This is a genomic window from Pseudomonas sp. RIT778 (assembly GCF_019718735.1).
Lineage (GTDB): Bacteria > Pseudomonadota > Gammaproteobacteria > Pseudomonadales > Pseudomonadaceae > Aquipseudomonas > Aquipseudomonas aphyarum.
The window spans coordinates 53235-76448 of the sequence record NZ_JAIHBA010000011.1 but is presented as its reverse complement, the minus strand read 5'-3'; the positions used below and the strand labels follow the sequence as shown (position 1 = coordinate 76448).

Genomic DNA, 23214 nt, shown 5'->3' with positions numbered 1-23214 from the left:
GCCTCAGGATCGCGCCGTCATCCCTTTGAGGCTCCTCTATGAAGTTCTCCTCGATTCTCTTGTTGTCCCTTGGCCTGGTCAGTGGCTTCGCTTCTGCCGGAGGCACCACCGAAGCAGGTGTGGGCGGCGCATTGGGCGGGGTTCTTGGCTCGGTCGTCGGTCAATCGTTAGGCGGCAGTACAGGTTCAACCATTGGCGCAGCCCTGGGCGGCGCGGGTGGTAGTGCGGTCGGCGCCGACAAGCGCAGCCGTGGCGAAGCGGCCATCGGTGGTGCGCTGGGCGCAGCCGGCGGCAACGTGGTCGGCCGCAGCATGGGCGGCACCACCGGCAGCCTGATCGGCGCAGCAGCCGGCGGCGGCGCGGGTGGCGCGCTGGGCAACTACATGGGCAACAAGAGCGATGACGACGATCGTCATTACGACCGTGGTCGTGACCGTCGCTACTACCGTGACGACCACCGTGGTCGCGGTCATGCCTACGGCCATCGCAAGCATCACAAGTACTATCGCCACCGCTGAGGCGAAGGCTTGAAGAAAAATCGCAGCTCCCCCGGGCTGCGATTTTTTTTGCCTGTCACACCGTCAGGCGTTCCAGCGCATCGCGCAATGGGGCCGGAATCGACACCGGCTGATTGGATGCCCGGTCGACGAATACATGCACGAAACGTCCGGCGGCACAGGCTTCCTGTTCTCCCTCCTTGAACACCGCCAGTTCGTATTGCACCGAACTGTTGCCCAGCTTGCCGACCCGCAGACCAATCTCGATTCGATCCGGAAAAGCGATCGACGCGAAATAGTCGCAGGACGAACTCACCACAAACCCCACCACCTCGCCGTCATGGATATCCAGCCCTCCGACCTGGATCAGGTACGTGTTCACCGCCGTGTCGAAGAAGCTGTAATAGGTGACGTTGTTGACGTGGCCGTAGGCGTCGTTGTCATGCCAGCGCGTGGTGATCGGCTGGAAGTGCGGGTAATCGCTGCGTTGCGGCATCGGGTTGGACATCAGTGTCGATTCCTGGAGTGATCTGCCCAGTCTAAAGGTAAAAACCCTTGCCTCGCGCCGCCAGCTCGCCGATCAATGGCGCCGGCCGCCAGTGGTCGCCCTGCCGGGTTTCCAGCGCCAGCAATCGCTTGTGAATGTCGGCCAGCCCCTGATCATCCGCCCAGGCCATCGGTCCGCCCCGCTCCGCCGGGAAGCCATAGCCATTCAGGTAGACCTGATCGATGTCATGCGCCGACTCGGCAATCCCTTCCTGCAGGATCTTCGCGCCTTCATTGACCAACGCCAGCAAGCACCGCTCAAGGATCTCCTCCGAGCCGATATCCCGCCGATGAAATCCCAACCCTTCGCTGACGCTCAACACCAGCGCATCGACCTCGGGATCATGCTCGGCCTGACGGCTGCCCGGCTCGTAATGGTAATAGCCATTACCGGACTTCTGACCGAAGCGACCCTGTTCGCACAAGCGGTTATCCACCTGAACCTCGGGCGCGTCCTGCCCCTTGCCGGCCAGCTCGCGGGCACGCCACTCGAGATCGATGCCGACCACGTCGTACATGCGAAACGGCCCCATGGCGAAACCGAAGCTCTGCAATGCCGCATCGACCTGGTGCGGGTACGCCCCTTCGAGCAACATCTTGCGTGCTTCAAGCACATACGGATGCAGCATGCGGTTGCCGATAAAACCGTGGCAGTTGCCCGACACCACACTGACCTTGCCCATGCGTTTGCCCAGCTCAAGCGCCGCTTCAAGCACTGCCGGTGAGGTCTGCGCGCCACGGACGATTTCCAGCAATTTCATGATGTGCGCCGGGCTGAAGAAATGCAGGCCCAGCACTTGAGTCGGGCGTCGTGTCGCGGCGGCAATGGCGTCGATGTCCAGCGCCGAGGTATTGCTCGCCAGCAGCGCCTCGGGCTTCAGCACGCCATCGAGCTCGCGGAAGATCTTCTGCTTGAGTTCGAGGTTTTCGTACACCGCTTCGATCACCAGGTCGACGTTGCGAATCGCCACATAGTCTGGCGCCGCACTGATACGGGCAATCCGCGCATCGGCCTCGGCCTGGTCGATCCGTCCCTGCCGCACGTTGTGCGCGTAGATATCGGCCACCGTGGCCAGCGCCTGTTCGAGCATTTGTGGATTGTTATCGACCCACTGCACTGACACGCCGGCGTTGGCCAGGCACATGACGATGCCGCGGCCCATGGTGCCGGCGCCGATCACGGCGGCCTGCTGAATAGCGAAGGATGTCTGGCTCATGTTGTTCTCTTGTTGGCGATCCGAAGACAGCCATCACCATAGTCAGCCACCGGGCATTTTTGAAGTTCATTGCCGTGATGATCGACATTCAGCAGATGGATTCGAGACCTCAAAGATGTGTCTGAGCCCAGGCCCGAACCTCGGCGTAAGGATATTCCTCCAGCGCCGCAAACCCGGAAATGGCCCGGGCCTTGAGCTTGGTAAACAACGGCACGCTGATTCCGCACAGGAATCGGGTCAATCGCTCCGCCGACGGAGCACTGCCAGCGTGCTGCTGATGCCTGTGGATAAAATCGCCGCACAACGCCGCAAAATTTTTATCCACAAGCGCCGGCAGTTCCGGAGGCGCCGGCAACCGGGCGACGTGCCCGTGACACACCGAGCAATGTCCGCACTGCTGCGGCGCATTGTGATCGCCAAAATATTCGGCCAGCCGATATCCGAGGCATCGCTCGGTGGCGAACAGCTCGAGCATGGCGTGAATCCGCGCCACTTCGGTTTGCTCATGGCGGGTGAAATACTCATGCAGTTCAGCGCTCAGGGCCTGGCTGTCGAAATCGCCGCGCAGGACGTTGTAGACCTCGGTCATTTGCTTGCTCTCAAGCTCGACCCAGCCCTTTTCCTGAAAGTAATCCAGCGCCTTCACCACCCGATTGCGCTCGGCGGAATACTGCTCGTACATCGCCTCGAAATTCACCGTAGCCCAGGTGCGTGCGCGGCTTGAGGTCTGGATGATCGCGGCGACGAAATCCCTCCGTTCACCTTCGAAACGCTCAAGCAACGCCTCGGGCTCCAGCAGGTATTTGAAACGGTATTCGGCGTAGTACGCGTAGCGCGGGGCAATCAGTCCTCGCAGCTCCAGTTGCACCAGTAACGTCTTCAAAGGCAACGAACGGATGTTGCTCTGGTCCGCCAGCGGCCCGAGCAGAAATTCCCATTGGCCTTCGGGTGCGGCGGCCTGCAATTCGTCGAGCACGTGACGAATACCGTCCTGTTCCGGCGTGTCGCCATACACGAAGTTTTCCAGCACATTGAGGCTGTCGCGGTTGGCCAGCACCAGGCAGTCGGACGGCTGCCCGTCACGCCCGGCGCGGCCGATTTCCTGGCTGTAGTTTTCGATGGATTTGGGCAGGTCGAAATGCACCACGTTGCGGATGTCGCTCTTGTCGATGCCCATGCCGAAGGCGATGGTGGCGACGATGCAATTGGACTGCCCGCCCATGAAGCGCTTCTGGATCGCGTCCCGTTGCTCATGGGGTAAACCGGCGTGATAAGCCTCGGCCTGAATGCCATTGCGCTCAAGATGTTCGGCAATCTGCTCGGCGGTTTTCTGCAGGGTGACGTAGACAATACTCGGCTGGCCCGCGCGCTCGCTCATCCACTCCACCAGCCGTCGGCGCTTGTCCTGCCCACGCACCGGCTCGACCAGCAGATTGAGGTTGGGCCGATAGAAACCGGTGGTCACCACATCTTCTGCCGCGATGGCGAATTTCGCCTGCATGTCGGCGATCACTTTCGGCGTCGCCGTGGCAGTCAGCAACAGGGTTTGCGGGATGTTGAACTGGCGCTGGTAGTCCGGCAGCTTGAGGTAGTCGGGACGGAAGTTGTGGCCCCATTCGGAGATGCAGTGCGCCTCGTCCACCACCAGCAGCGAGATCGGCACCTGCTGCAAAAAGTTGCGAAAGCGCTCGTTCTTCAAACGCTCCACGGAAATCATCAGGATCTTCAGTTCGCCCGAACGGGCGCGCGCCATTACATCGTTGGCGTCTTCGCGGCTCTGCGCCGAATCGATGCTGCCTGCCGAAATCCCGTGTCGTCGCAAAAACTCGAGCTGATCCTGCATCAACGCCAGCAGCGGCGAGACCACCAGCGTCAGGTGTGGCAGCAGGAGTGCCGGTACCTGGTAACAAAGGGACTTGCCGGAGCCGGTGGGAAATATCGCGGCGGCCGAGCGCCCGGCGAGAACGGCGCTGATTGCGGTCTCCTGGCCGGGTCGAAACTGTGGATAACCGAAAACCTGTTCCAGGGTGTTGTGCATTCGCTGTCACTCCGTTGACCGCTGTGATGCCAACAGCCTAGCGGGCGATCGCAGCGAGTCGAGAAAAGGTCGGGGGTCAAATCGATACGGGATGATACCCGACGACCTCCAGCCTTTGGCCAACGTCGTGACGGCGGGGCCGTGACAGCGGGACTACGGCTGCAACACCGCCACTCGCAATTGCTCGTTCAACAGCTGCTCATGCACGCCCTGGCTTTTGCTGGCCCACAGTGCATGGGCCGGGCTGATATCACCGGTGAATGCCGCCGCCAACTGACGCAGGTCGGCGACACTGCGCACCCGAGGACAGAACGCTTGCTCGTCGCAGTTCTGGCTGGCGTTGCGATAGGTGGTGAGCAAACGATCCCATAGGCCGTCACGCACTTGGCGGATCGACTTGAGCTGCACATGCGGCACGCCCAGACGTTGTTTCAGCCCGGACTCATCCAGGCCTTCGCTGGCCAGCAGTGCCTTGCCGAACATCAGCACTTCGGCGCGGGACGCCGTGTCGATGCTGGCCTGGGTCGTGAGTGCGTCCGGCCATTCGGTGCGCTCCACTTGGGTGAGCACCAGTCCATTGCCCGCCTCGGAGGCCAACGCCAAACGACAACCACCCGCCCATAGCAAAACGATCGAGGCCATTCGTAGCCACTGCATACCTAATTCCCTTTAAGTCTGTGTCGGACGTTTGGAAACACCCCACGGATTCTGGCGCGCACCATACAGATGTTTAACGGGAATCGCCCGACAAACACGTAGGAAATTTCGCCCATCAGGGTTTGGCTGTGAAAAAGCCGCAAAAACGCGTAGGGCAAATGCCCGTACCCCGGAAAAACCCCTACGAATTCTGTCCATTGTGGCTGTCTTGTCCCACTCGACGGCGCCCTTCTATAGTGGCCGGCGCGACTGAAAACACTGTGTCGGCCCGCCGAAGCGACTTCGTAAAGGACACGCCTCAACCATGAACATGTTCACACCGCTGAATACTCGTTTTCGCCCTCTCAAGACCTGCGACGGCGACAACCCGGTAATGGTCATCGACACCGCAGCAGCACCGGGTGATTTGCTCAATGCCGCCGATCAGCGCCTGCGTGCCGCCAGTGACCTGCTGGAAACTCTTTACTGTTTGTGTTTCAAACAGGCCGACGTGAAAGATATCCCCAACATCGTCAATGCGCTTTATTTGTTGACGCAGGACGGCTGTGACTTGCTGGAAGTTGCCAGACAGCAAATAAATAGTTAAAGCCAGCTGACCAACTTACAAAGTTCGCAACAACCCATCGCTTCCATTACAACAAAGATTGGAACTAGCCTGTTTGCTCTTACATCAATCAAGAGCAACAACATGACTACGCTGACTATTTTCTTTTGCGGTACAGGTTCGACAAAGTTTGATAACGCCCACGAAAACTATTGGGACGGTGAATTGGTTTCCACACTTGCCTCTCATCACGTCGGTCGTGAGTTCGCCGAATGGATCGTGGTCGATGGCCCCGGCACCAGTAACCTGCAAGCCGATGAACTGTTCACCCAATCCAAGGACTACGGCCTCAGCGGGACCTTGTTCGGCAAGGGCTGGGAGGAAAACGTCCTGCACGCGATGAACATCATCAAAGGCAAGTGCGACTGGCAGCGCGAGCAACTGACCGAAGTGGAATACAACCGCCTCAAAGCCGCCGGCATTCCGATTGAAGAAGTAAAAGTCGAAGGCTCCTGGCTGTGGCGTAAATATAACTATGGCGATCGCAGCGTCACGCAACAGAAGTTACAGGAACAGATTATTAAAACCTTTCGCAAGGACGGTGTTATTCCAACAAAAGTCAATCTGGTGGGCTGGAGCCGCGGCGGCATCAGTTGCCATATGCTGGCCAATGCCATGTTCAACGACAGTGCACTGAAAAACATCCCAGTGAATATCTTTGCCATCGACCCGGTACCAGGTATTGGCAACTTTCAGGAACAACGGGTAAAGCTCAACGTCAACGTAAAAGAATATGTGGGTTTCTATGCACGGGATGAGCGCTCCAAGGGCTTCAGTTGCGTCATCCCGCAAACCGCGACCGGCACCAAGACCAGCATCTTCCCCATGCCTGGCCGTCACGCCACCCTGGTCGGCAACGCCTCCGCCGACGGCAACAGTGGTCCAAAAGTGCTGGCCGAACCCGGCCTCATCGTCCGCCACTTTGCCGAGGTCTGCCTGAAACGCTGGGGCACCGTACTCGACAAAAACCTCAACCTCACCGACGCCGACCTGCGCAACCATGCCGCCACCATCGTCAACGCGGCAGCGAAATACAAGGCCATGGAGAAGTGCTCCTACACCTGGTTCACCGAACTGGATCAAGGCGAGCGTTACGTTTCGCTGGGCAGCAAAGGCGTTCCGTTTTCGACGGTGAAAGGCACGATCTACAGCCCGGCGACCGGGCTGACCACGAGTGTGCTGGATGTTGAGGGGTATCGGGCGATTCGTTGAAAACCGTGATTGAACTGTAGGAACAGCCTGCCGGAATCTGCATCCCGTTCCTACACGCAGCGGCGCCTTGTCTTCTATCGGCGCCAGTGGGCTGAAACCTATAGTTGTGACTGTCGCTGCCAATTCAGCGACTCGGGCTTGGTCACCCGAATGGATCATGCATTCGCGTCCGCTGTATGCTGCCGGCACTCAATTGCCAGCAGCGTTATGGTGGCTGTGTTTGGGACGCTTTCGAGCGTGCCGGGTATGTGCATGATCCTCACCGGTTGACCAACCCGAACACAGTCGCCTCCAGTCGCTTGGTCACGATGTGGTGGCTTCATTCGAAGCAATTGAGGATCTAAAAAATGAAATCATGGAACGAGCTCCACTCCGATCGCTACCGCCCACTCGACTCCAACCTCACCGACACCAAGCCCCTCGTCATCGACACCGAAGCCAACCCGCAAGACATCCTCGAATGCGCCGTCCAGCGCCTGCGCGCCTCAAGCGACCTGCTGCAAACCCTCTACTGCCTCTGCTTCAAACACGCCGACGTAGAAGACATCCCGCACATCACCCACGCGCTCTACCTTCTCACCAAAGACGGCTATGACCTGCTCCAGGTCGCCCAGCAACGAATGCTCAACTGGAAAGCGCCGGCCTGACGAATTCCTCGGCAGGCGTGTTCACAGCTAGAACTGCCTGCCCCTATCTCGAACACTGACGCTGACATCTCCGGCGCGAAACTTAAGGATCAGAATTTTGCAAACTATTATTGATTGCGTACGATGGGAGCCATTGTTCAACCAAGGGCTTGCCTTCATGACCACTGAAACCATTGATCACAGCACTCTCACGCGGCTGTTTGAGAACGGTTCGATCAGTAGCGCACATATCGTCGCCAAACCCGGTGGCTGGTCGATTCAGATTCAGCAAGGAAGCAAAGAATACTCACTGACCGCACAACGCAGTGGCCAGGTACGTCTGTTCAAGCGGCTTGAAACACTGGTGACCTACCTGCAAGGAGTGGGCATCAATCACTTCGATGTGGACGCCTCCAGTTACGACCCCCTACAGATAAAAACCTATGCTCGCCCTGATCGCGCCGAAGCGATGAAACAAGCTCATGAAGCAGCTGCGTATGAAGAATGGGTCAAGCAACAGGTACAAATCAGCATTGATGACCCAAGACCCAGCGTCAGCGATGAAGACGCTCGCAGGATATTTGCCGCCAAACGGGATGCCCTGCGTCAGCGAGCACGTTGATGAGGTTGGTCTGGCGCCAAGAAGCGCTGGATGACCGAGACAACATCATGGAGCGTATCAGCCAGGAAAATCCCGTTGCAGCGATTGAACTCGATGAGGCCTTCGAACTGAAAGGAGAAAGCGCTCGCCAGCACCCAGCCCTGTACCGAAAAGGTATCGCGGAAGGTACCCGCGAAATCGTCGTCACTCCAAACTACGTCATCATCTACGCAATCAAAGTTGACGTTGTGGAAGTACTACGAGTGCTGCATACCAGACGGCAATGGCCATGATGGCTGGAGAGAAAATGCTCAGGGGATTCGCGGCTCCTTAAGTAGCATTATTCTGGCTGTTTAACGCGGATTGTGCGGGAATAATGGCAGTTGATCTGACAATGAAATCCAACCCGTCACCCACAAAAAAGCCGCCCTCAAGAGGCGGCTTTTTCATTCACCAAAACTAAGTCTTACAACTTAGGCCCGGCAGCCTTGATCGCGTCGCTCACTTCGAACTTCTTGAAGTTCTCGATGAACAGACCGGCCAGTGCTTTGGCAGCTTCGTCGTACGCAGCCTTGTCAGCCCAGGTGTTGCGTGGGTTGAGCAGGTTGGTTTCGACGCCCGGTACGGCCAGTGGCACGTCCAGGTTGATGGTGTCCAGGTGCTCGGTGGCTGCACCGATCAGCGCGCCGCTCTGGATCGCTGCGATCACTGCACGAGTGGTCGGGATGTTGAAGCGTTTGCCGACGCCGTAGCCACCGCCGGTCCAGCCGGTGTTGACCAGGTAGACCTTGGAGCCGAAGCCGCGGATGCGCTTGATCAGCAGCTCAGCGTATTCGCCGGCCGGACGCGGGAAGAACGGTGCGCCGAAGCAGGTGGAGAAGGTCGACTTGATGCCGCTGCCCGAACCCATTTCAGTCGAGCCCACCAGAGCGGTGTAGCCGGACAGGAAGTGGTAGGCCGCTTGTTCTTCGTTGAGGATCGACACTGGCGGCAGGACGCCGGTCAGGTCGCAGGTCAGGAAGATCACAGCGTTTGGCTCGCCGCCCAGGTTCTTCTCGGAACGCTTGGCAACGTGCTCCAGCGGGTAGGCCGCGCGGCTGTTCTGGGTCAGGCTGACATCGGCGTAGTCGGCGTGCTTGGCATCGTCGATCACGACGTTTTCCAGCACCGCGCCGTGCTTGATGGCTTTCCAGATGACCGGCTCGTTCTTCTCGGACAGGTCGATGCACTTGGCGTAGCAACCGCCTTCGATGTTGAAGACAACGCCTTCGCCCCAGCCGTGTTCGTCGTCACCGATCAGGTAACGGCTTTCGTCGGCGGACAGGGTGGTCTTGCCGGTGCCCGACAGACCGAAGAACAGGGTCACGTCGCCTTCTTCGCCGATGTTGGCAGCGCAGTGCATTGGCAGCACGTCAGCGGCCGGCAGCAGGAAGTTCTGCACGGAGAACATGGCTTTCTTCATTTCACCGGCGTAACGCATGCCGGCGATCAGCACTTTCTTCTGGGCGAAGTTGATGATCACGCAACCGTCGGAGTTGGTGCCGTCACGCTCAGGCACGCACTCGAAGTTGGCGACGTTCAGCACTTGCCACTCTTCGCGACCGGCCGGGTTGTACTGAGCCGGGTTGATGAACAGGCAACGACCGAACAGGTTCTGCCAGGCAGTCTGGGTGGTCATCTTCACGGCCAGGTAGTGATCTTCGGCCGCGCCTACATGCACGTGGGAAACGAAATGCTCTTGCGCGTTGTTGAATGCTTCAACACGAGCCCACAGCGCGTCGAACTTGTCGGCCGGGAACTTGCGGTTGATCGGGCCCCAGGCGATTGCAGCCTGGGTGGAAGGCTCTTCAACGATGAAACGGTCGACTGGCGAACGGCCGGTGCGATGACCGGTGCGAACAACCAGAGCGCCGGTATCGGCAAGCTCGCCTTCACCGCGGTTCAGGGCTTCTTTTACCAGATCATCAACACTCAGATCGGTGTACACGGCGTTATTGGCTTGCGTCATGAGGTTCCCCGTCGGCCAGTGGCCGAGTGTGCTCCAAACGTTTTGTAGTAGAAAGTCGTGCACTACTACCGCGAAAAAAGTGGGCCGGATTATGCCAGAAAAGCCCAAAAAGAGTAGGGCCCTCCCGTCGTAACGGCGTTATTCCGTCGTTGAGCAGTGAATTTACCTGCGCTGAACCGTTTTAGTGCCGGGTATCTGACGGCGTCTCGACGCCCGCGCCAGCGAACAATTGAGCGATATCTGCCGCATCGAACAGGTAGCGCTGGTTGCAGAACTGGCAATCGATCTCGACTTTTCCACCTTGCTCGGCCACGAGCGCCTGCGCATCTTCCAGACCCAGGCTGACCAGCGCATTGCCCGAACGCTCGCGGGAGCAGCTGCAGTGGAAGCGCAGTTTCTGCACATCGAACAGACGAACCTGCTCTTCATGGTAGAGGCGATGCAGGACTGTTTCGTTGTCCAGGCTCAACAGTTCATCAGCGGTCAGGGTGTTGCCCAGCGCGGTGATGTGCTGCCAGCTGGCTGCGCGCTCTTCTTCGTCTTTCAGGCGATCGGCCGGCAGTTGCTGCAGCAACAGACCACGGGCACGACGGCCATCGGCGCACAGCTTGAAGCGAGTGCCGACCTGCTGGGACATGACGAAATAGTTGGTGAAGCAGTCGGACAGGGTTTCGCCGTCGAGGTCGACGATGCCCTGATAACGCTGGCCGGCGATCGGGTCGACGGTCAAGGCCAGGACACCGTTCGGCATCAGGTCGCCGAGGGTCGCATCGGCCGGAATCTGCTCGGCGTGATAGCGCGCCAGGCCACGGATTTCGCGCTCGCTGGAGCATTCGATCATCAGTAGCGGGATCGGGCCTTCGGAGCGGGCCTGAAGAATCAGCAAGCCATCGAATTTCAGGGTGCCCACCAGCAACGACGCGGCAGCCATCAGTTCGCCCAGCAATTGCGCAACCGGTTCCGGGTACGGGTGCTTGGCGAGCACTTCGGCATAGCTGCGCTCCAGCGACACCAGTTCGCCGCGCGTGTCGCTGTCATCGAAGATGAAGCGTTGGGTGTAATCGGTATCGAGGAAATCGGTCATAGGTCTGGGTATCTGAATGTGATGACAAAATGGTTACAAAGAATGAAAATCCCGCGCTTCTGGCATCCTTTTTGATGCCGATGTTCAGCCACGGGAGGCATTTTATGAACAATCCGGGTTTGTTCCAATCAAGGTGGAACCTCGGCCGGCTGGTTCTGTGCAACATCGTGCCATTGGCACTACTGGCTTTCTGGTTATGGCCTACGGGTCAGATGCTGTGTGTGATTTTCGACGAGTGGCTGTTCCGCACACTCAATGCACCGCTGGCCAGCAACCCCATATGGCTCCACATCTGGGCAATTGCAAGTCTGCGACCGTTCGACATCGTCGTCGGCCTGATTCTGCTGATGCTGCTGATCAAGGGCGACTGGGTGTTCAGGGCGATTGAAGTACGCCGCGCCTTTTTCGGATTTTTTTCGATCCTGCTGCTGATGGTGGTGATCCGCACGCTGTTTTCCAAGTTCGCCGATCACATGGGCTGGCAGCACAGCAGCCCGTCGATGGTGCTCGAAGGCGCAGTGCACATCAGCGATTACTTCCCGCACCTGGAGAAGACCTGGGAACTGAAGGACCGCTCGAGTCAGAGCTTCCCCGGTGACCACGCTTCGGTGCTGCTGATCTGGGCACTGTTCATGGGCGTGTTCAGTCGCACGGTCGGCCAGTTCCTGGTGATCTGGGGTCTGGCGCTGCTGTTCATGTTGCCGCGTCTGGTTGCCGGAGCACATTGGGGCCAGGACGATTACATCGGCGGCATGCTGTTGGCGGTGTGGGCACTGGGCTGGGGTTATTACACGCCGTTTGCTTATCACGCGGCGAACTTCTGGCTGAAGGTCACGGCGCCGGTTTTCCGGCTGCTGGGCAAACTGCCGGTGGTTTCGCGAATGAGTGTGGTGTCCGCGCAGTAATCAACGGTTACTGAAAAAAACGCAGCCGCCGGCGGGTCTTGAACCCAGGCCGGCAGGCTGCGTTTTTTTATTCGCCGCTACTGTTCCCACGAAACTTGAACAGATCCCGACGCTGCTTCTTGCTCGGTTTGCCGTCGGTGGTCACGCCCAGGGCGCCCGCCTTGCGCATCGCCGCAGCCGCTTCACGTTTGGCAATACTCGCCTCGGTCTCGGCATACAGCGTCTGCGCCTCAGGTGCACCGCGACGCACGATCGACAGGGCCTGAACCACAACGGTCTTCTCATCGAAGCCCGTGCGAATCTCGAACTCATCGCCAATGCGTGGCTCTTTGCCAGGCTTGCAGCGCTCTCCCCGACAATGCACCTTGCCGCTCTCGATGGCCGCCTTGGCCAAAGCGCGAGTCTTGAAAAAACGCGCGGCCCACAGCCACTTGTCGAGACGGACCTTGTCGTCCTCTTCCTGTTTTTGCGCCATATGAATTCCTCGTTCAGCCAGTAGTCGGAACTGTACTACCGATTCTGTCGGGCGCAAGAATCCGGCCCTCCAGATAAACTGTGATCTTCGCCGGTTCAACGGCATGGAGTGATCGAGTGACCAAATTTCCGTCTTCATTGACCTCGCCCAAGTCCGGGTGCCTGGGCTGCCAGCAAAGCGAGCCGCTGGGCTTCGATTTTTCGTTCGCTTATCAGCCCATCGTGGATCTGCGTGACGAATCGGTGTACGCCTATGAGGCACTGGTCCGTGGTGCGGCTGGTGAAGGCGCTTTAACGGTGTTGGATCAGGTTACAGAAGATAACCGCTACCGTTTCGACCAGCTCTGCCGGACTCGCGCCATCGAAGGCGCAGCCGAGCTTAATATGCAGACACACTTGTCGATCAACTTCATGCCCAACGCCGTCTATCGTCCAGAGTTATGCATTCGCAGCACCCTGGAGGCTGCCAGAAAACACAATTTCCCGATCGACCGGCTGATTTTCGAAACACTGGAAAGCGAGCACGTAGATAACTATCGCCATTTGACCAATATTCTGCGTGAATACCGCGAATTCGGCTTCAAGACGGCCATCGACGATTTCGGTGCCGGCTATTCGGGGCTCAATCTGCTGGCCGATTTCCAACCGGACCTGATCAAGCTCGATATGGCGCTGATCCGCGATATCGACCTTGACCGTGTTCGTCAGGCTATCGTTCGGGGGATTGTCACAATCTGTGCGGAGTTGGACGTTACAGTCATCGCCGAAGGCATAGAGAGTGCGGGTGAACGGGATTTCCTGGCGGACTGCGGAATATTTCTGATGCAGGGTTACTGGTTCGCCAGACCCGCATTCAAAGCGTTAGCCCAGGTGTCCCCTGAAGCGTGGACGCGTTAATCGTTGGTTTTTTCCATTGAAGACATTTGACCATTTGACCGTTATCGGTCTGCGCGAGTGGGTGGCGCTTCCGGATCTGGGAGTCGCTGGCCTTCGGGCAAAAATCGACACCGGCGCCAGCACCTCCAGCCTGCATGCCACCGACATCGAGCCGTTCGAACGCGACGGCGAGAAATGGGTGCGCTTCACTGCGCACCTGGGCACTGTCGTGCAGTTGCGTCATCGGCGATGCGAAGCGCCACTGGTCGCCCGCAAGACCATCAAGAGTTCGAACGGTCAGGCCCAGGTGCGCTACGTGATCAGCACCACCCTGGCCCTGGGTGACCGGGTCTGGCCGATCGAGTTCACCCTCGCTTGCCGCAAGTCCATGCGCTATCGCCTGTTGCTCGGTTCCAAAGCCCTGATCGACGGCCAGCTGGTGGTCAATCCGGGCATCAAATATGTACAAGACAAGCCGGTGTTCCCGGTATCTACCTCCTCCACAGGTGTTGCATGAAGATCGCTGTGCTGTCGCGGAACCCGCGTCTGTATTCCACCCGCCGTCTGGTCGAAGCCGGAACCGAACGCGGGCATGAAATGGTGGTGATCGACACCTTGCGCGCCTATATGAACATTGCCAGCCACAAGCCGCAGATCCACTACCGCGGCAAGCCGCTGGAGGGTTTCGATGCAGTGATCCCGCGGATCGGCGCGTCGGTGACGTTTTATGGCTGCGCAGTGTTGCGCCAGTTTGAAATGATGGGGGTGTTCCCGCTCAACGAATCGGTGGCCATCGCCCGCTCGCGGGACAAGCTGCGTTCGCTGCAATTGCTGTCGCGCCGGGGCATCGGTTTGCCGGTGACCGGCTTCGCCCACTCGCCGGACGATATTCCCGACCTGATCGACATGGTCAACGGCGCACCGCTGGTGATCAAGGTGCTGGAAGGCACTCAGGGCATCGGCGTGGTGTTGTGTGAAACCGCGACGGCGGCAGAGTCGGTGATCGAGGCCTTCATGGGCCTGAAGCAGAACATCATGGTGCAGGAATACATCAAGGAGGCCGGCGGCGCCGACATCCGCTGCTTCGTGGTCGGCGACAAGGTGATCGCGGCGATGAAGCGTCAGGCCAAGCCCGGCGAGTTCCGCTCCAACCTGCACCGGGGCGGCAGTGCCAGCCTGATCAAGATCACCCCGGAAGAACGCATGACCGCGCTGCGTGCAGCCAAGGTCATGGGGCTGTCGGTGGCAGGTGTGGATATCCTGCGTTCCAACCACGGGCCGCTGGTGATGGAAGTGAACTCGTCACCGGGTCTGGAAGGCATCGAAACCACCACGGGCAAGAACGTGGCGGGGATCATCATCGAGCATCTCGAGAAGAATGGCGGGCCGAACATGACCCGCACAAAAGGCAAGGGTTGAACCTTGAATCAGGCGGCCGCAAGGCCGCCTGAAACTTAAACCGCGTCTCGCGGCAGCATCAATCCCAGCGGCAACCGGACCCGTGCTTCCAGCCCGCCACCGGAGCGGTTGCGCAGTTCGACATTGCCGCCGTGCATCGAAGCAATCCGCTTCACAATCGCCAGTCCCAGCCCGGTGCCCTTCCCGCCCCGCGCCCGATCGCCACGGGTGAACGGGTTGAAGATCGCCTCAAGCTCGGAAGGGTCGATCCCCGCCCCACGGTCCATCACGCTCAGCACCACGTACGGCGCGCTGGTGTCACCGGACACATAGGCTGCGACGTCCACGCTGCCGCCGGCATGATTCAGCGCGTTGCCAATCAGGTTGTTCAGCAGACGCTTCATCGACACCCGACGCAGCGGGAACGGCTGGATCGGTTCCAGGCGCAGGCGCACTTTCTCTTCGGTCTGGTTATAGGGCGCCGCCACTTCACGCACCAGATCGCTGAGGTCCACCTCCTCAACCGACTCGTCCCGACCATCGCGAATGAAGGCGAGGAACTGGTCGAGGATCGCGTCCATGTCTTCGATGTCGCGCACCATGTCGTCGGTCAGGTCGGTGCGGTCGCCCATCAACTCCAGTGACAGCCGCAAACGGGTCAGCGGCGTCCGCAAGTCATGGGATACCCCGGCGAGCATCAGCTCACGCTCGCGACCGGCCTGCTCGACGTCTTCGGCCATCTGGTTGAAGGCACGATAAACCTCGGCCATTTCGCTGGGGGTGTCGCTGATCGGCAGGCGCACGCTGCGGCCCTGGCCGAGTTGCCGGGCGGCATAAACCAGACGTTTCAGTGGCTGGTTAAGCTGGCTGACGAAAATCCACGCAGACGCCGTGGACAGCAGGCCGATCGCCAGGAACCAGCCGAGCACGTTCCAGATTTTCTGGCCACGCAACGGGTGCGGGTACAACGGCACTTTCAACCAGCCATCACCGAGGCTCGGGGCACGAACCCACAAGGCCGGCGGCGAATGCATGCGCAAGCGCACTTCGGTGTCGGCACCCAGTTCCGCCTGCATCTGCCGCTGGTAGATTTCGCTGTACGGCCAGTGCTGTTCGCCTTCCGGCACACCGGCACCGACCACCCGGATCAGGGTCGCGGCATCGGCGATTTTCGCGCGGTTCTCTTCGTCGGCGGCCCAGTAGGCGCGCAGCGTCAGGGCGACGCCGTGGCTGTATTGCCGATCCACCAGCACGTCCTCGTTCATCAACAGATAAACCAGAGTCAATGCCTTGGAAAACAATACGACGATGAGCACCAGCCACAGGGTGCGGGAGAAGAAACTTTGGGGGAACCAGACGGGGGTTTTCATGGATAACCGCTACACACTTGCAGGAGCGAGCAATGCTCGCATATTGCGGATTGCGAGTCTGCGCGGACGGCGTTTCCGACCGTTTCCCGCAGACCCGCTCCTACAAATCACCCATCACTTGGTGGAGTTGCCATCCGGCACGAACACGTAGCCGACACCCCAGACGGTCTGGATGTAGCGCGGCTTGGACGGATCGGGTTCGATCATCCGGCGCAGACGGGAAATCTGCACGTCGATGGAACGCTCCAGGGCATCCCACTCACGGCCACGGGCCAGGTTCATCAGCTTGTCGCGGGTCAGCGGCTGACGGGCGTTCATCACCAGGGCCTTGAGCACCGCAAACTCACCGGTGGTGAGCATGTGCACTTCGTCGCCGCGTTTGAGTTCGCGGGTGGCCAGGGACAGCACGTAGTCGCCGAACGTGACGTTTTCTTCTTCACTGCCCGGCGCGCCCGGCACCGGCGCGGCCTGACGGCGCAACACGGCTTTGACGCGAGCCATCAGCTCGTCCGGGTTGAATGGCTTGGCCAGGTAATCGTCGGCGCCCAGTTCCAGGCCCTTGATACGGCTCAGCTCGTCGCCCTTGGCGGTGAGCATGATGATCGGAATCTGATTGTTCGCGCCACGCAGGCGGCGGCAAGCGGTCAGGCCGTCTTCGCCCGGCAGCATCAGGTCGAGGACGACCAGGTTGAACACTTCACGCGACAGCAGACGATCCATCTGCTCGGTATTCGGTACGGCGCGGGCACGGTAGCCCTTGCTGACGAAAAAGCGTTCCAGCAGGCTGCTCAGCCCCGGATCGTCGTCAACGATGAGAATTTTTTCGCCTTCAGCAGTTTGTGCAGTGCTGCTCATTGGATGCTCCTTTTAGCTCGGCGCGCATTATGGCGTAGCTGCCGTTATACGCACCGTGTGCATTGTTAGCAGATTTTTCCTTCACTGCCAGAAAACCGGGGCTTGTGCCTACAGACTGCGTCCCCCCCGAATGACAGAACGCTGGTTATAATGCGCGGCCTTTTGTGTCAGGCAACGTCTGAATCGTTACCGCAGGTGGCCGTCCTTTATTTTCATGGGCGCCGCAGTAATTGTTCGATTTCACGGGTCAATGGGATGCCTTTTGACCCAGGCAGCGGCCAGCATCAAGCCGCCCCACCAGACTCCGGGCCTTCATTTACGCGCCTGCGAGCCTGCTTTCACAATTTGTCAGGTGGTTTTATGGACAGCATCAACAGCCGCATCGCCGAGGAACTCGGCGTACGCCCACAACAGGTCGAAGCGGCCGTCGCGCTACTCGATGAAGGCTCTACCGTTCCCTTCATCGCCCGTTACCGGAAAGAAGTGACCGGCAGCCTCGATGACACCCAATTGCGTCATCTGGAAGAGCGTCTGCGCTACCTGCGAGAACTCGACGAACGGCGCATCAGCATTCTTTCCAGCATCCAGGAGCAGGGCAAACTCACCCCTGAGCTGGAGCGCGAAATCAAATTCGCCGACACCAAGACCCGCCTCGAAGACTTGTACCTGCCGTACAAGCAGAAGCGCCGCACCAAGGGCCAGATCGCCCTGGAAGCCGGCCTCGGCGAACTGGCCGACGGTCTGTTCAACGATCCGTCGCTGGCCCCGGAAGCCGAAGCCGCGCGCTTCATCGACGCCGAAAAAGGCGTGGCCGACGCCAAGGCAGCGCTGGAAGGCGCCAAGTACATCCTCATGGAGCGCTTCGCCGAAGACGCCAACCTGCTCGAAAAACTGCGCACCTACCTGAAGCAGGAAGCCACCCTCAGTGCCCGCGTGATCGCCGGCAAGGAAGAGGAAGGCGCGAAATTCCGCGATTACTTCGAACACGACGAACCGCTGAAAAGCATGCCGTCGCACCGCGCGCTGGCGATTTTCCGTGGCCGCAACGAAGGCATTCTCAGCTCCGCGCTGAAAGTCGGCGACGAGCTGCCGGGCACCCTGCACCCGTGCGAAGGCATGATCGGCCAGCACGTCGGCATCCAGAACCAGAACCGCCCGGCCGACAAATGGCTCGGTGAAGTGGTGCGCTGGACCTGGAAGGTCAAGCTCTACACCCACCTGGAAACCGACCTGCTCGGCGAGCTGCGCGACGGCGCCGAAACCGAAGCGATCAACGTGTTCGCCCACAACCTGCACGACCTGCTGCTGGCCGCCCCGGCCGGCCCGCGCGCCACCCTGGGCCTCGACCCGGGCCTGCGTACCGGTTGCAAGGTTGCGGTGGTCGACTCCACCGGCAAACTGCTGGATCACGCCACGGTTTACCCGCACGTGCCGCACAACAAATGGGATCAGACCATCGCCATTCTGGCCGCCCTGTGCGCCAAGCACTCGGTCGACCTGATCGCCATCGGCAACGGCACCGCCAGCCGTGAAACCGACAAGCTGGCAATCGAACTGATCAAAAAATACCCGGCGATGAAAATGACCAAGGTCATGGTGTCCGAAGCCGGCGCATCGGTGTATTCGGCATCTGAACTGGCGGCCAAGGAATTCCCGGATCTGGACGTGTCGATCCGTGGCGCGGTATCGATTGCCCGTCGCCTGCAGGATCCACTGGCCGAGCTGGTGAAAATCGATCCGAAATCCATCGGTGTCGGCCAGTACCAGCACGACGTGTCGCAGCTGAAACTGGCGCGTGGTCTGGACGCCGTGGTCGAGGACTGCGTGAACGCCGTGGGCGTGGACGTGAACACCGCCTCCGTGGCGCTGCTGGCGCGAATCTCCGGCCTCAACGCGACCCTGGCGCAGAACATCGTGACTCACCGTGACGAACATGGCGCGTTCAAGACCCGCGCCGCACTGAAGAAAGTCGCGCGTCTGGGCGAGAAAACCTTCGAACAGGCCGCCGGCTTCCTGCGCGTGATGAACGGCGACAACCCGCTGGACTCTTCGGCAGTTCACCCGGAAGCCTATCCGCTGGTGCAACGCATCGCCGCTGAAACCGACCGCGACATTCGCTCGCTGATCGGCGACGCCGCGTTCCTCAAGCGTCTGGATCCGAAGAAGTTCACCGACGAGACCTTTGGTCTGCCAACCGTCACCGACATCCTGCAAGAGCTGGAAAAACCGGGCCGCGACCCGCGTCCGGAGTTCAAGACCGCCGAGTTCCAGGAAGGCGTCGAGGACCTGAAGGACCTGCAACTGGGGATGATCCTCGAAGGCGTGGTGACCAACGTGACCGCATTCGGTGCGTTCGTCGACATCGGCGTGCATCAGGACGGTCTGGTGCACATTTCGGCGCTGTCGGAGAAATTCATCAAGGATCCGCGCGAAGCGGTGAAGGCCGGTGACGTGGTGAAAGTGAAGGTCATGGAAGTCGACATCCCGCGCAAACGCGTCGGCCTGTCGATGCGCATGAGCGACACTCCGGGCGAGAAGATCGACGGCGCCCGTGGTTCGCGTCCGGGCTCGGCACCACGCCAGTCGCAGGGTTCGGCTCCGCGCAAGGAAAGCACTCCGGCGGCTCCGGTAAATAACGCGATGGCGTCGCTGTTTGCCAACGCCAAGCAGTTGAAGAAACGCTGATGGATATTCCGGCCGGGCTCGTCGAGAGCGCGTTTTTCAAACTGTTGGGCTGCCGCCTGCACAGTCTGGAAACCGGGGTGGCGCAAGTCGCCCTGGCGCTGGAACCCGAACTGCGCAACCGCGGCGGCAAGCTGCACGGCGGCGCGCTGTTCAGTCTGGTGGATATCGCCATGGGGCTGGCCTGTTCCAGCACCCACGGCTTCGACCAGCAGAGCGCGACCATCGAGTGCAAGATCAACTACATCCGCGCCGTCTCTGAAGGCGAGGTAATGTGCACGGCGCGGGTGATCCACCCGGGCCGGCGCACGCTGGTGGTCGAAGCCGACGTGATGCAGGGCGACAAACTGGTCGCAAAAGCGCAAGGCACGTTCGCTGTCCTGTAGATGTTGTTCATCATTTTGAGTTAATTTCGGCGCTGTGATCGCAGCGTCGGAGTTTCCTGTGGGAGCGGGCTTGCCCGCGAATGGGGCGTATCAGCCAGTATCAACTTGTCTGACACACCGCTTTCGCGGGCAAGCCCGCTCCCACAGGGATCTCATTTTCTTCGCGTGTATCAGCCAGATTCAAGGATTGAAGTCGGCGTTTCCAACATGGGTTTAACCACCCGAAAACCAGGCGAAAACGCCAGTTTCAACTTCACCCTTGTAGACCGTCCTGCCCACCCCCATATTGGGGCGACTGACGCGTGAAGGAATCCAAATTGAGCGAACTTCTCAACCGCCGCCTGGCTCTGCTCGGCGAGCGCGCTAACCTCTCTCTGCTTGAGCAGTGCCTTCACGGTATCGAACGTGAATGCCTGCGCGTGACCGGCGAAGGCCGCCTGGCCCAAACGCCGCACCCTGAAGCCCTGGGTTCCGCGCTGACCAACGAACAGATCACGACCGACTATTCCGAGTCGCTGCTGGAGTTCATCACGCCCGCCCTGCCAGACCCGGCCGACACCCTGGCGAGCCTGGACAAGATTCATCGCTTCGCCTACAGCAAGCTCGGCAACGAGTACCTGTGGAGTCCATCGATGCCGTGCCCGTTGCCGGCCGAGGAAGACATCCCGATCGCCTATTACGGCACCTCCAACATCGGTCAGCTCAAGTACGTCTACCGCAAGGGTCTGGCCCTGCGTTACGGCAAGACCATGCAGTGCATTGCCGGGATTCACTACAACTTCTCCCTGCCGGAAAAGCTCTGGCCGTTGCTGAAAGAAGCCGAAGGCTTCGTCGGCACCGACCGGGATTTCCAGTCGTCGTCCTATATCGCGCTGATTCGTAACTTCCGCCGCTACAGCTGGCTGCTGATGTACCTGTTCGGTGCTTCGCCGGCGCTGGACGCCGGTTTCCTGCGCGGTCGTGCGCACCAGCTGGAACAGCTGGATCCGGACACCCTGTACCTGCCCTACGCCACCAGCCTGCGCATGAGCGACCTCGGTTACCAGAGCAACGCCCAGGCCGGCCTGACCCCTTGCTACAACGACCTGGCGAGCTACACCGACAGCCTGCGCAAAGCGGTGGCCACGCCGTACGCGCCGTACGTCGAAGTCGGCACGCATCAGGATGGCGAGTGGGTGCAACTGAACACCAACATCCTGCAGATCGAAAACGAGTACTACTCGAACATCCGCCCGAAACGCGTGACCTATACCGGCGAGCGGCCGATCCAGGCCTTGATGGCCCGTGGCATTCAGTACGTCGAAGTGCGCTGCCTGGACATCAACCCGTTCCTGCCGATGGGTATCGACCTCACCGAGTCGCGCTTCCTCGACGCGTTCCTGCTGTACTGCGCGCTGAACGAAAGCCCGCTGCTGACCAATAACTCCTGCGGCAACGCCACCTCCAACTTCCTCAGCGTGGTCAAGGAAGGCCGCCGTCCGGGCCTGCAATTGCAGCGCGACGGCCAACCGGTCGAGCTGAAGGAATGGGCCGCCGAACTGCTGGAAAAAATCGCTCCGCTGGCGGCGATGCTGGATCAAAGCCACGGCGGCGATGCCCACAGCAAGGCACTCGATGCGCAACTGGCCAAGGTCAAGGATTCGTCCCTGACGCCTTCGGCCCAGGTGCTGGCGGCGATGGCCGCGCACAAGGAAAGCTTCGCGCAATTCTCCCTGCGCCAGAGTCAGGCCCATGCCGAGTTCTTCCGCAGCGAGCCGTTGGCGGCTGAGGAACAAGCGAAGTTTGAAGAACTGGCGCGTTCGTCGCTGGCGCAACAGGCTGACCTTGAGCAGAACGAGGTGGGCGATTTCGACGTGTTTGTCGGGTCGTATCAGGCGAGTATTTTGGCGATCAGCAACTGATCGTTTGTCTTTGGATTGATCGTTCCCACGTCGAGGCATCGAACCGCCTGTGTGGTAACGCCTCACGCTGATGATCATTCCCACGCTCTGCGTGGGAATGCCTCAAGGGACGCTCTGCGTCCCAGTGACGCGGAGCGTCACAAGCTGAATTCCCACGCAGAGCGTGGGAACTATCAAATACCCCCGGCTTAGATTTTTCCGCTCATAAGCTCATTCTAAAAAGTTATTTATTTTTAGATTCTTAGATCATTTAGTCTCCTTTCACGCCGACGCTCGGTCGCCTGATATGGAGCTCTTCAATGAAACTGAACTTCCCGCTTCGCCTGCTGGCCGTGGCCTCTCTGGCTGCCGCGAGTTTCCTGGCTCAGGCCGCCGACCTCACCGTCGCCTACCAGACCACCGTTGACCCGGCGAAAGTCGCCCAGGCCGACGGCGCCTATGAAAAAGCCACCAAGGCCGACATCAACTGGCGCAAATTCGATAACGGTGCCGACATCATTGCCGCCATCGCCTCCGGCGACGTGCAGATCGGCTACCTCGGTTCCAGCCCGCTGACCGCTGCGATCACCCGCAAAGTCCCAGTTGAAACCTTCCTCATCGCCACCCAGATCGGCGCCGCCGAAGCGCTGGTCGCCCGCGACGGCTCCGGCATCAAGACGCCGCAGGATCTGGTCGGCAAGAAAATCGCCGTGCCGTTCGTGTCCACCGGTCACTACAGCCTGTTGGCCGCACTGAAGCACTGGAACATCGACCCGTCGAAAGTCACCGTCCTCAACCTCGCCCCACCAGCGATCATTGCTGCGTGGAAACGCGGTGACATCGACGCCACCTACGTCTGGGATCCAGCGCTGGGTGTGGCCAAGGAAAACGGCAAAGTGCTGATCACTTCCGGTGAACTGGCCAAGTTCGGCGCGCCGACCTTCGACGCCTGGATCGTGCGCAAGGACTTCGCCGAGAAGCACCCGGAAATCGTCACCGCATTCGCCAAGGTCACCCTCGACGCCTACGCCGACTACCGCAAGGATCCGAAAGCCTGGCTCGCCAACCAGAGCAACGTCGACAAGCTGGTGAAGCTCTCCGGCGCCAAGGCCAGCGACATCCCATTGCTGCTGCAAGGCAACGTCTACCCGCTGGCGGCGGATCAGGTCAGTGACCTCGGCGCGCCGACCACCAAAGCCATCACCGACACCGCTGCGTTCCTCAAGGAGCAAGGCAAGGTCGAAGCGGTACTGCCGGACTACGCGCCGTACGTCAGCGCCAAGTACATCACCAACTGA

Annotated in this window: 23 protein-coding genes; 14 read left to right on the top strand and 9 right to left on the bottom strand. The window is 59.9% G+C overall.

Translation table 11 applies throughout. The annotated features are described in order from the left end of the window. Positions 1-38 precede the first annotated feature (38 nt). Complete coding sequence (locus K5E37_RS08710) at positions 39-518, top strand: YMGG-like glycine zipper-containing protein (protein ID WP_085608624.1); 480 nt, start codon at positions 39-41, stop codon at positions 516-518. Between the two features lie 55 nt (positions 519-573). Here K5E37_RS08710 and K5E37_RS08705 read toward each other — a convergent pair whose 3' ends face one another. From K5E37_RS08705 to K5E37_RS08690, 4 genes are all read right to left on the bottom strand, one after another. Beyond that, positions 574-1005 carry a thioesterase family protein gene (locus K5E37_RS08705; RefSeq protein WP_085608623.1) on the bottom strand — a complete coding sequence of 144 codons (432 nt, stop codon included), beginning with the start codon at positions 1003-1005 and terminating at the stop codon, positions 574-576. 31 nt (positions 1006-1036) lie between these two features. Beyond that, positions 1037-2260, bottom strand: coding sequence for a 3-hydroxyacyl-CoA dehydrogenase (locus K5E37_RS08700; RefSeq protein ID WP_085608622.1), 1224 nt, complete (start codon positions 2258-2260; stop codon positions 1037-1039). Between the two features lie 109 nt (positions 2261-2369). Then, positions 2370-4298: an ATP-dependent DNA helicase RecQ gene (locus K5E37_RS08695; protein WP_221533609.1), complete on the bottom strand. Its 1929-nt coding sequence runs from the start codon at positions 4296-4298 to the stop codon at positions 2370-2372. A gap of 153 nt (positions 4299-4451) precedes the next feature. Next, positions 4452-4955 carry a polysaccharide deacetylase gene (locus tag K5E37_RS08690; protein WP_085608620.1) on the bottom strand — a complete coding sequence of 168 codons (504 nt, stop codon included), beginning with the start codon at positions 4953-4955 and terminating at the stop codon, positions 4452-4454. Between the two features lie 304 nt (positions 4956-5259). Here K5E37_RS08690 and K5E37_RS08685 point away from each other — a divergent pair, with 304 nt between their 5' ends. The 5 genes from K5E37_RS08685 (at position 5260) to K5E37_RS08665 (ending at position 8291) form a co-directional block, all read left to right on the top strand. Continuing rightward, complete coding sequence (locus tag K5E37_RS08685) at positions 5260-5541, top strand: hypothetical protein (RefSeq protein WP_221533608.1); 282 nt, start codon at positions 5260-5262, stop codon at positions 5539-5541. Positions 5542-5643: 102 nt separating this feature from the next. Further along, the gene (locus tag K5E37_RS08680) at positions 5644-6771 is read left to right on the top strand and encodes a hypothetical protein (protein ID WP_221533607.1); all 1128 of its coding nucleotides are present in this window, start codon (positions 5644-5646) and stop codon (positions 6769-6771) included. Positions 6772-7118: 347 nt separating this feature from the next. Continuing rightward, entirely contained in the window at positions 7119-7418 is a 300-nt protein-coding gene (locus K5E37_RS08675) for a hypothetical protein (protein WP_007952679.1), read from the top strand. A gap of 157 nt (positions 7419-7575) precedes the next feature. Beyond that, positions 7576-8019 (top strand): hypothetical protein, encoded by a 444-nt coding sequence (locus K5E37_RS08670; protein WP_039764743.1) that lies wholly within the window; start codon positions 7576-7578, stop codon positions 8017-8019. After that, positions 8019-8291, top strand: coding sequence for a type II toxin-antitoxin system RelE/ParE family toxin (locus K5E37_RS08665; protein WP_085608617.1), 273 nt, complete (start codon positions 8019-8021; stop codon positions 8289-8291). Before K5E37_RS08670 ends, K5E37_RS08665 begins: the two co-directional genes overlap by 1 nt. A 173-nt stretch (positions 8292-8464) precedes the next feature. On the opposite strand, the gene K5E37_RS08660 is transcribed toward K5E37_RS08665, so the two are convergent. Together K5E37_RS08660 and hslO are read right to left on the bottom strand one after the other, a co-directional pair. Beyond that, positions 8465-10006 carry a phosphoenolpyruvate carboxykinase gene (locus tag K5E37_RS08660; protein WP_007952682.1) on the bottom strand — a complete coding sequence of 514 codons (1542 nt, stop codon included), beginning with the start codon at positions 10004-10006 and terminating at the stop codon, positions 8465-8467. 181 nt (positions 10007-10187) lie between these two features. Beyond that, positions 10188-11090, bottom strand: a complete 903-nt coding sequence (gene hslO / locus K5E37_RS08655) for an Hsp33 family molecular chaperone HslO (protein ID WP_085608616.1) — start codon at positions 11088-11090, stop codon at positions 10188-10190. A gap of 104 nt (positions 11091-11194) precedes the next feature. Here hslO and K5E37_RS08650 point away from each other — a divergent pair, with 104 nt between their 5' ends. Continuing rightward, complete coding sequence (locus tag K5E37_RS08650) at positions 11195-11995, top strand: phosphatase PAP2 family protein (RefSeq protein ID WP_221533606.1); 801 nt, start codon at positions 11195-11197, stop codon at positions 11993-11995. A 67-nt stretch (positions 11996-12062) separates the two neighbouring features. Here K5E37_RS08650 and K5E37_RS08645 read toward each other — a convergent pair whose 3' ends face one another. Beyond that, complete coding sequence (locus K5E37_RS08645) at positions 12063-12470, bottom strand: RNA-binding S4 domain-containing protein (RefSeq protein WP_007952687.1); 408 nt, start codon at positions 12468-12470, stop codon at positions 12063-12065. A gap of 116 nt (positions 12471-12586) precedes the next feature. On the opposite strand from K5E37_RS08645, the gene K5E37_RS08640 reads away from it, so the two are divergent. From K5E37_RS08640 to rimK, 3 genes are read left to right on the top strand one after another with little or no spacing between them, the layout of a single operon-like run. Next, positions 12587-13366, top strand: a complete 780-nt coding sequence (locus K5E37_RS08640; RefSeq protein WP_221533605.1) for an EAL domain-containing protein — start codon at positions 12587-12589, stop codon at positions 13364-13366. A 49-nt stretch (positions 13367-13415) separates the two neighbouring features. Next, positions 13416-13862: an ATP-dependent zinc protease gene (locus K5E37_RS08635; protein ID WP_170844915.1), complete on the top strand. Its 447-nt coding sequence runs from the start codon at positions 13416-13418 to the stop codon at positions 13860-13862. Beyond that, positions 13859-14764, top strand: coding sequence for a 30S ribosomal protein S6--L-glutamate ligase (gene rimK, locus K5E37_RS08630; protein WP_007952690.1), 906 nt, complete (start codon positions 13859-13861; stop codon positions 14762-14764). The genes K5E37_RS08635 and rimK overlap by 4 nt, the downstream gene beginning before the upstream one ends. Before the next feature lie 35 nt (positions 14765-14799). Here the strand turns inward: rimK and K5E37_RS08625 are convergent, their stop codons facing one another. Further along, positions 14800-16113, bottom strand: a complete 1314-nt coding sequence (locus K5E37_RS08625; RefSeq protein ID WP_007952691.1) for an ATP-binding protein — start codon at positions 16111-16113, stop codon at positions 14800-14802. Positions 16114-16227: 114 nt separating this feature from the next. Beyond that, positions 16228-16968 (bottom strand): two-component system response regulator OmpR, encoded by a 741-nt coding sequence (ompR, locus tag K5E37_RS08620; protein ID WP_007952694.1) that lies wholly within the window; start codon positions 16966-16968, stop codon positions 16228-16230. A 360-nt stretch (positions 16969-17328) separates the two neighbouring features. On the opposite strand from ompR, the gene K5E37_RS08615 reads away from it, so the two are divergent. The 4 genes from K5E37_RS08615 (at position 17329) to tauA (ending at position 23214) form a co-directional block, all read left to right on the top strand. Continuing rightward, complete coding sequence (locus tag K5E37_RS08615) at positions 17329-19653, top strand: Tex family protein (protein WP_221533604.1); 2325 nt, start codon at positions 17329-17331, stop codon at positions 19651-19653. After that, positions 19653-20036 (top strand): PaaI family thioesterase, encoded by a 384-nt coding sequence (locus K5E37_RS08610; protein WP_007952699.1) that lies wholly within the window; start codon positions 19653-19655, stop codon positions 20034-20036. The genes K5E37_RS08615 and K5E37_RS08610 overlap by 1 nt, the downstream gene beginning before the upstream one ends. 317 nt (positions 20037-20353) lie before the next feature. After that, entirely contained in the window at positions 20354-21937 is a 1584-nt protein-coding gene (gene gshA, locus K5E37_RS08605; RefSeq protein WP_085608612.1) for a glutamate--cysteine ligase, read from the top strand. 299 nt (positions 21938-22236) lie between these two features. Continuing rightward, positions 22237-23214, top strand: a complete 978-nt coding sequence (tauA, locus tag K5E37_RS08600) for a taurine ABC transporter substrate-binding protein (RefSeq protein ID WP_007952702.1) — start codon at positions 22237-22239, stop codon at positions 23212-23214.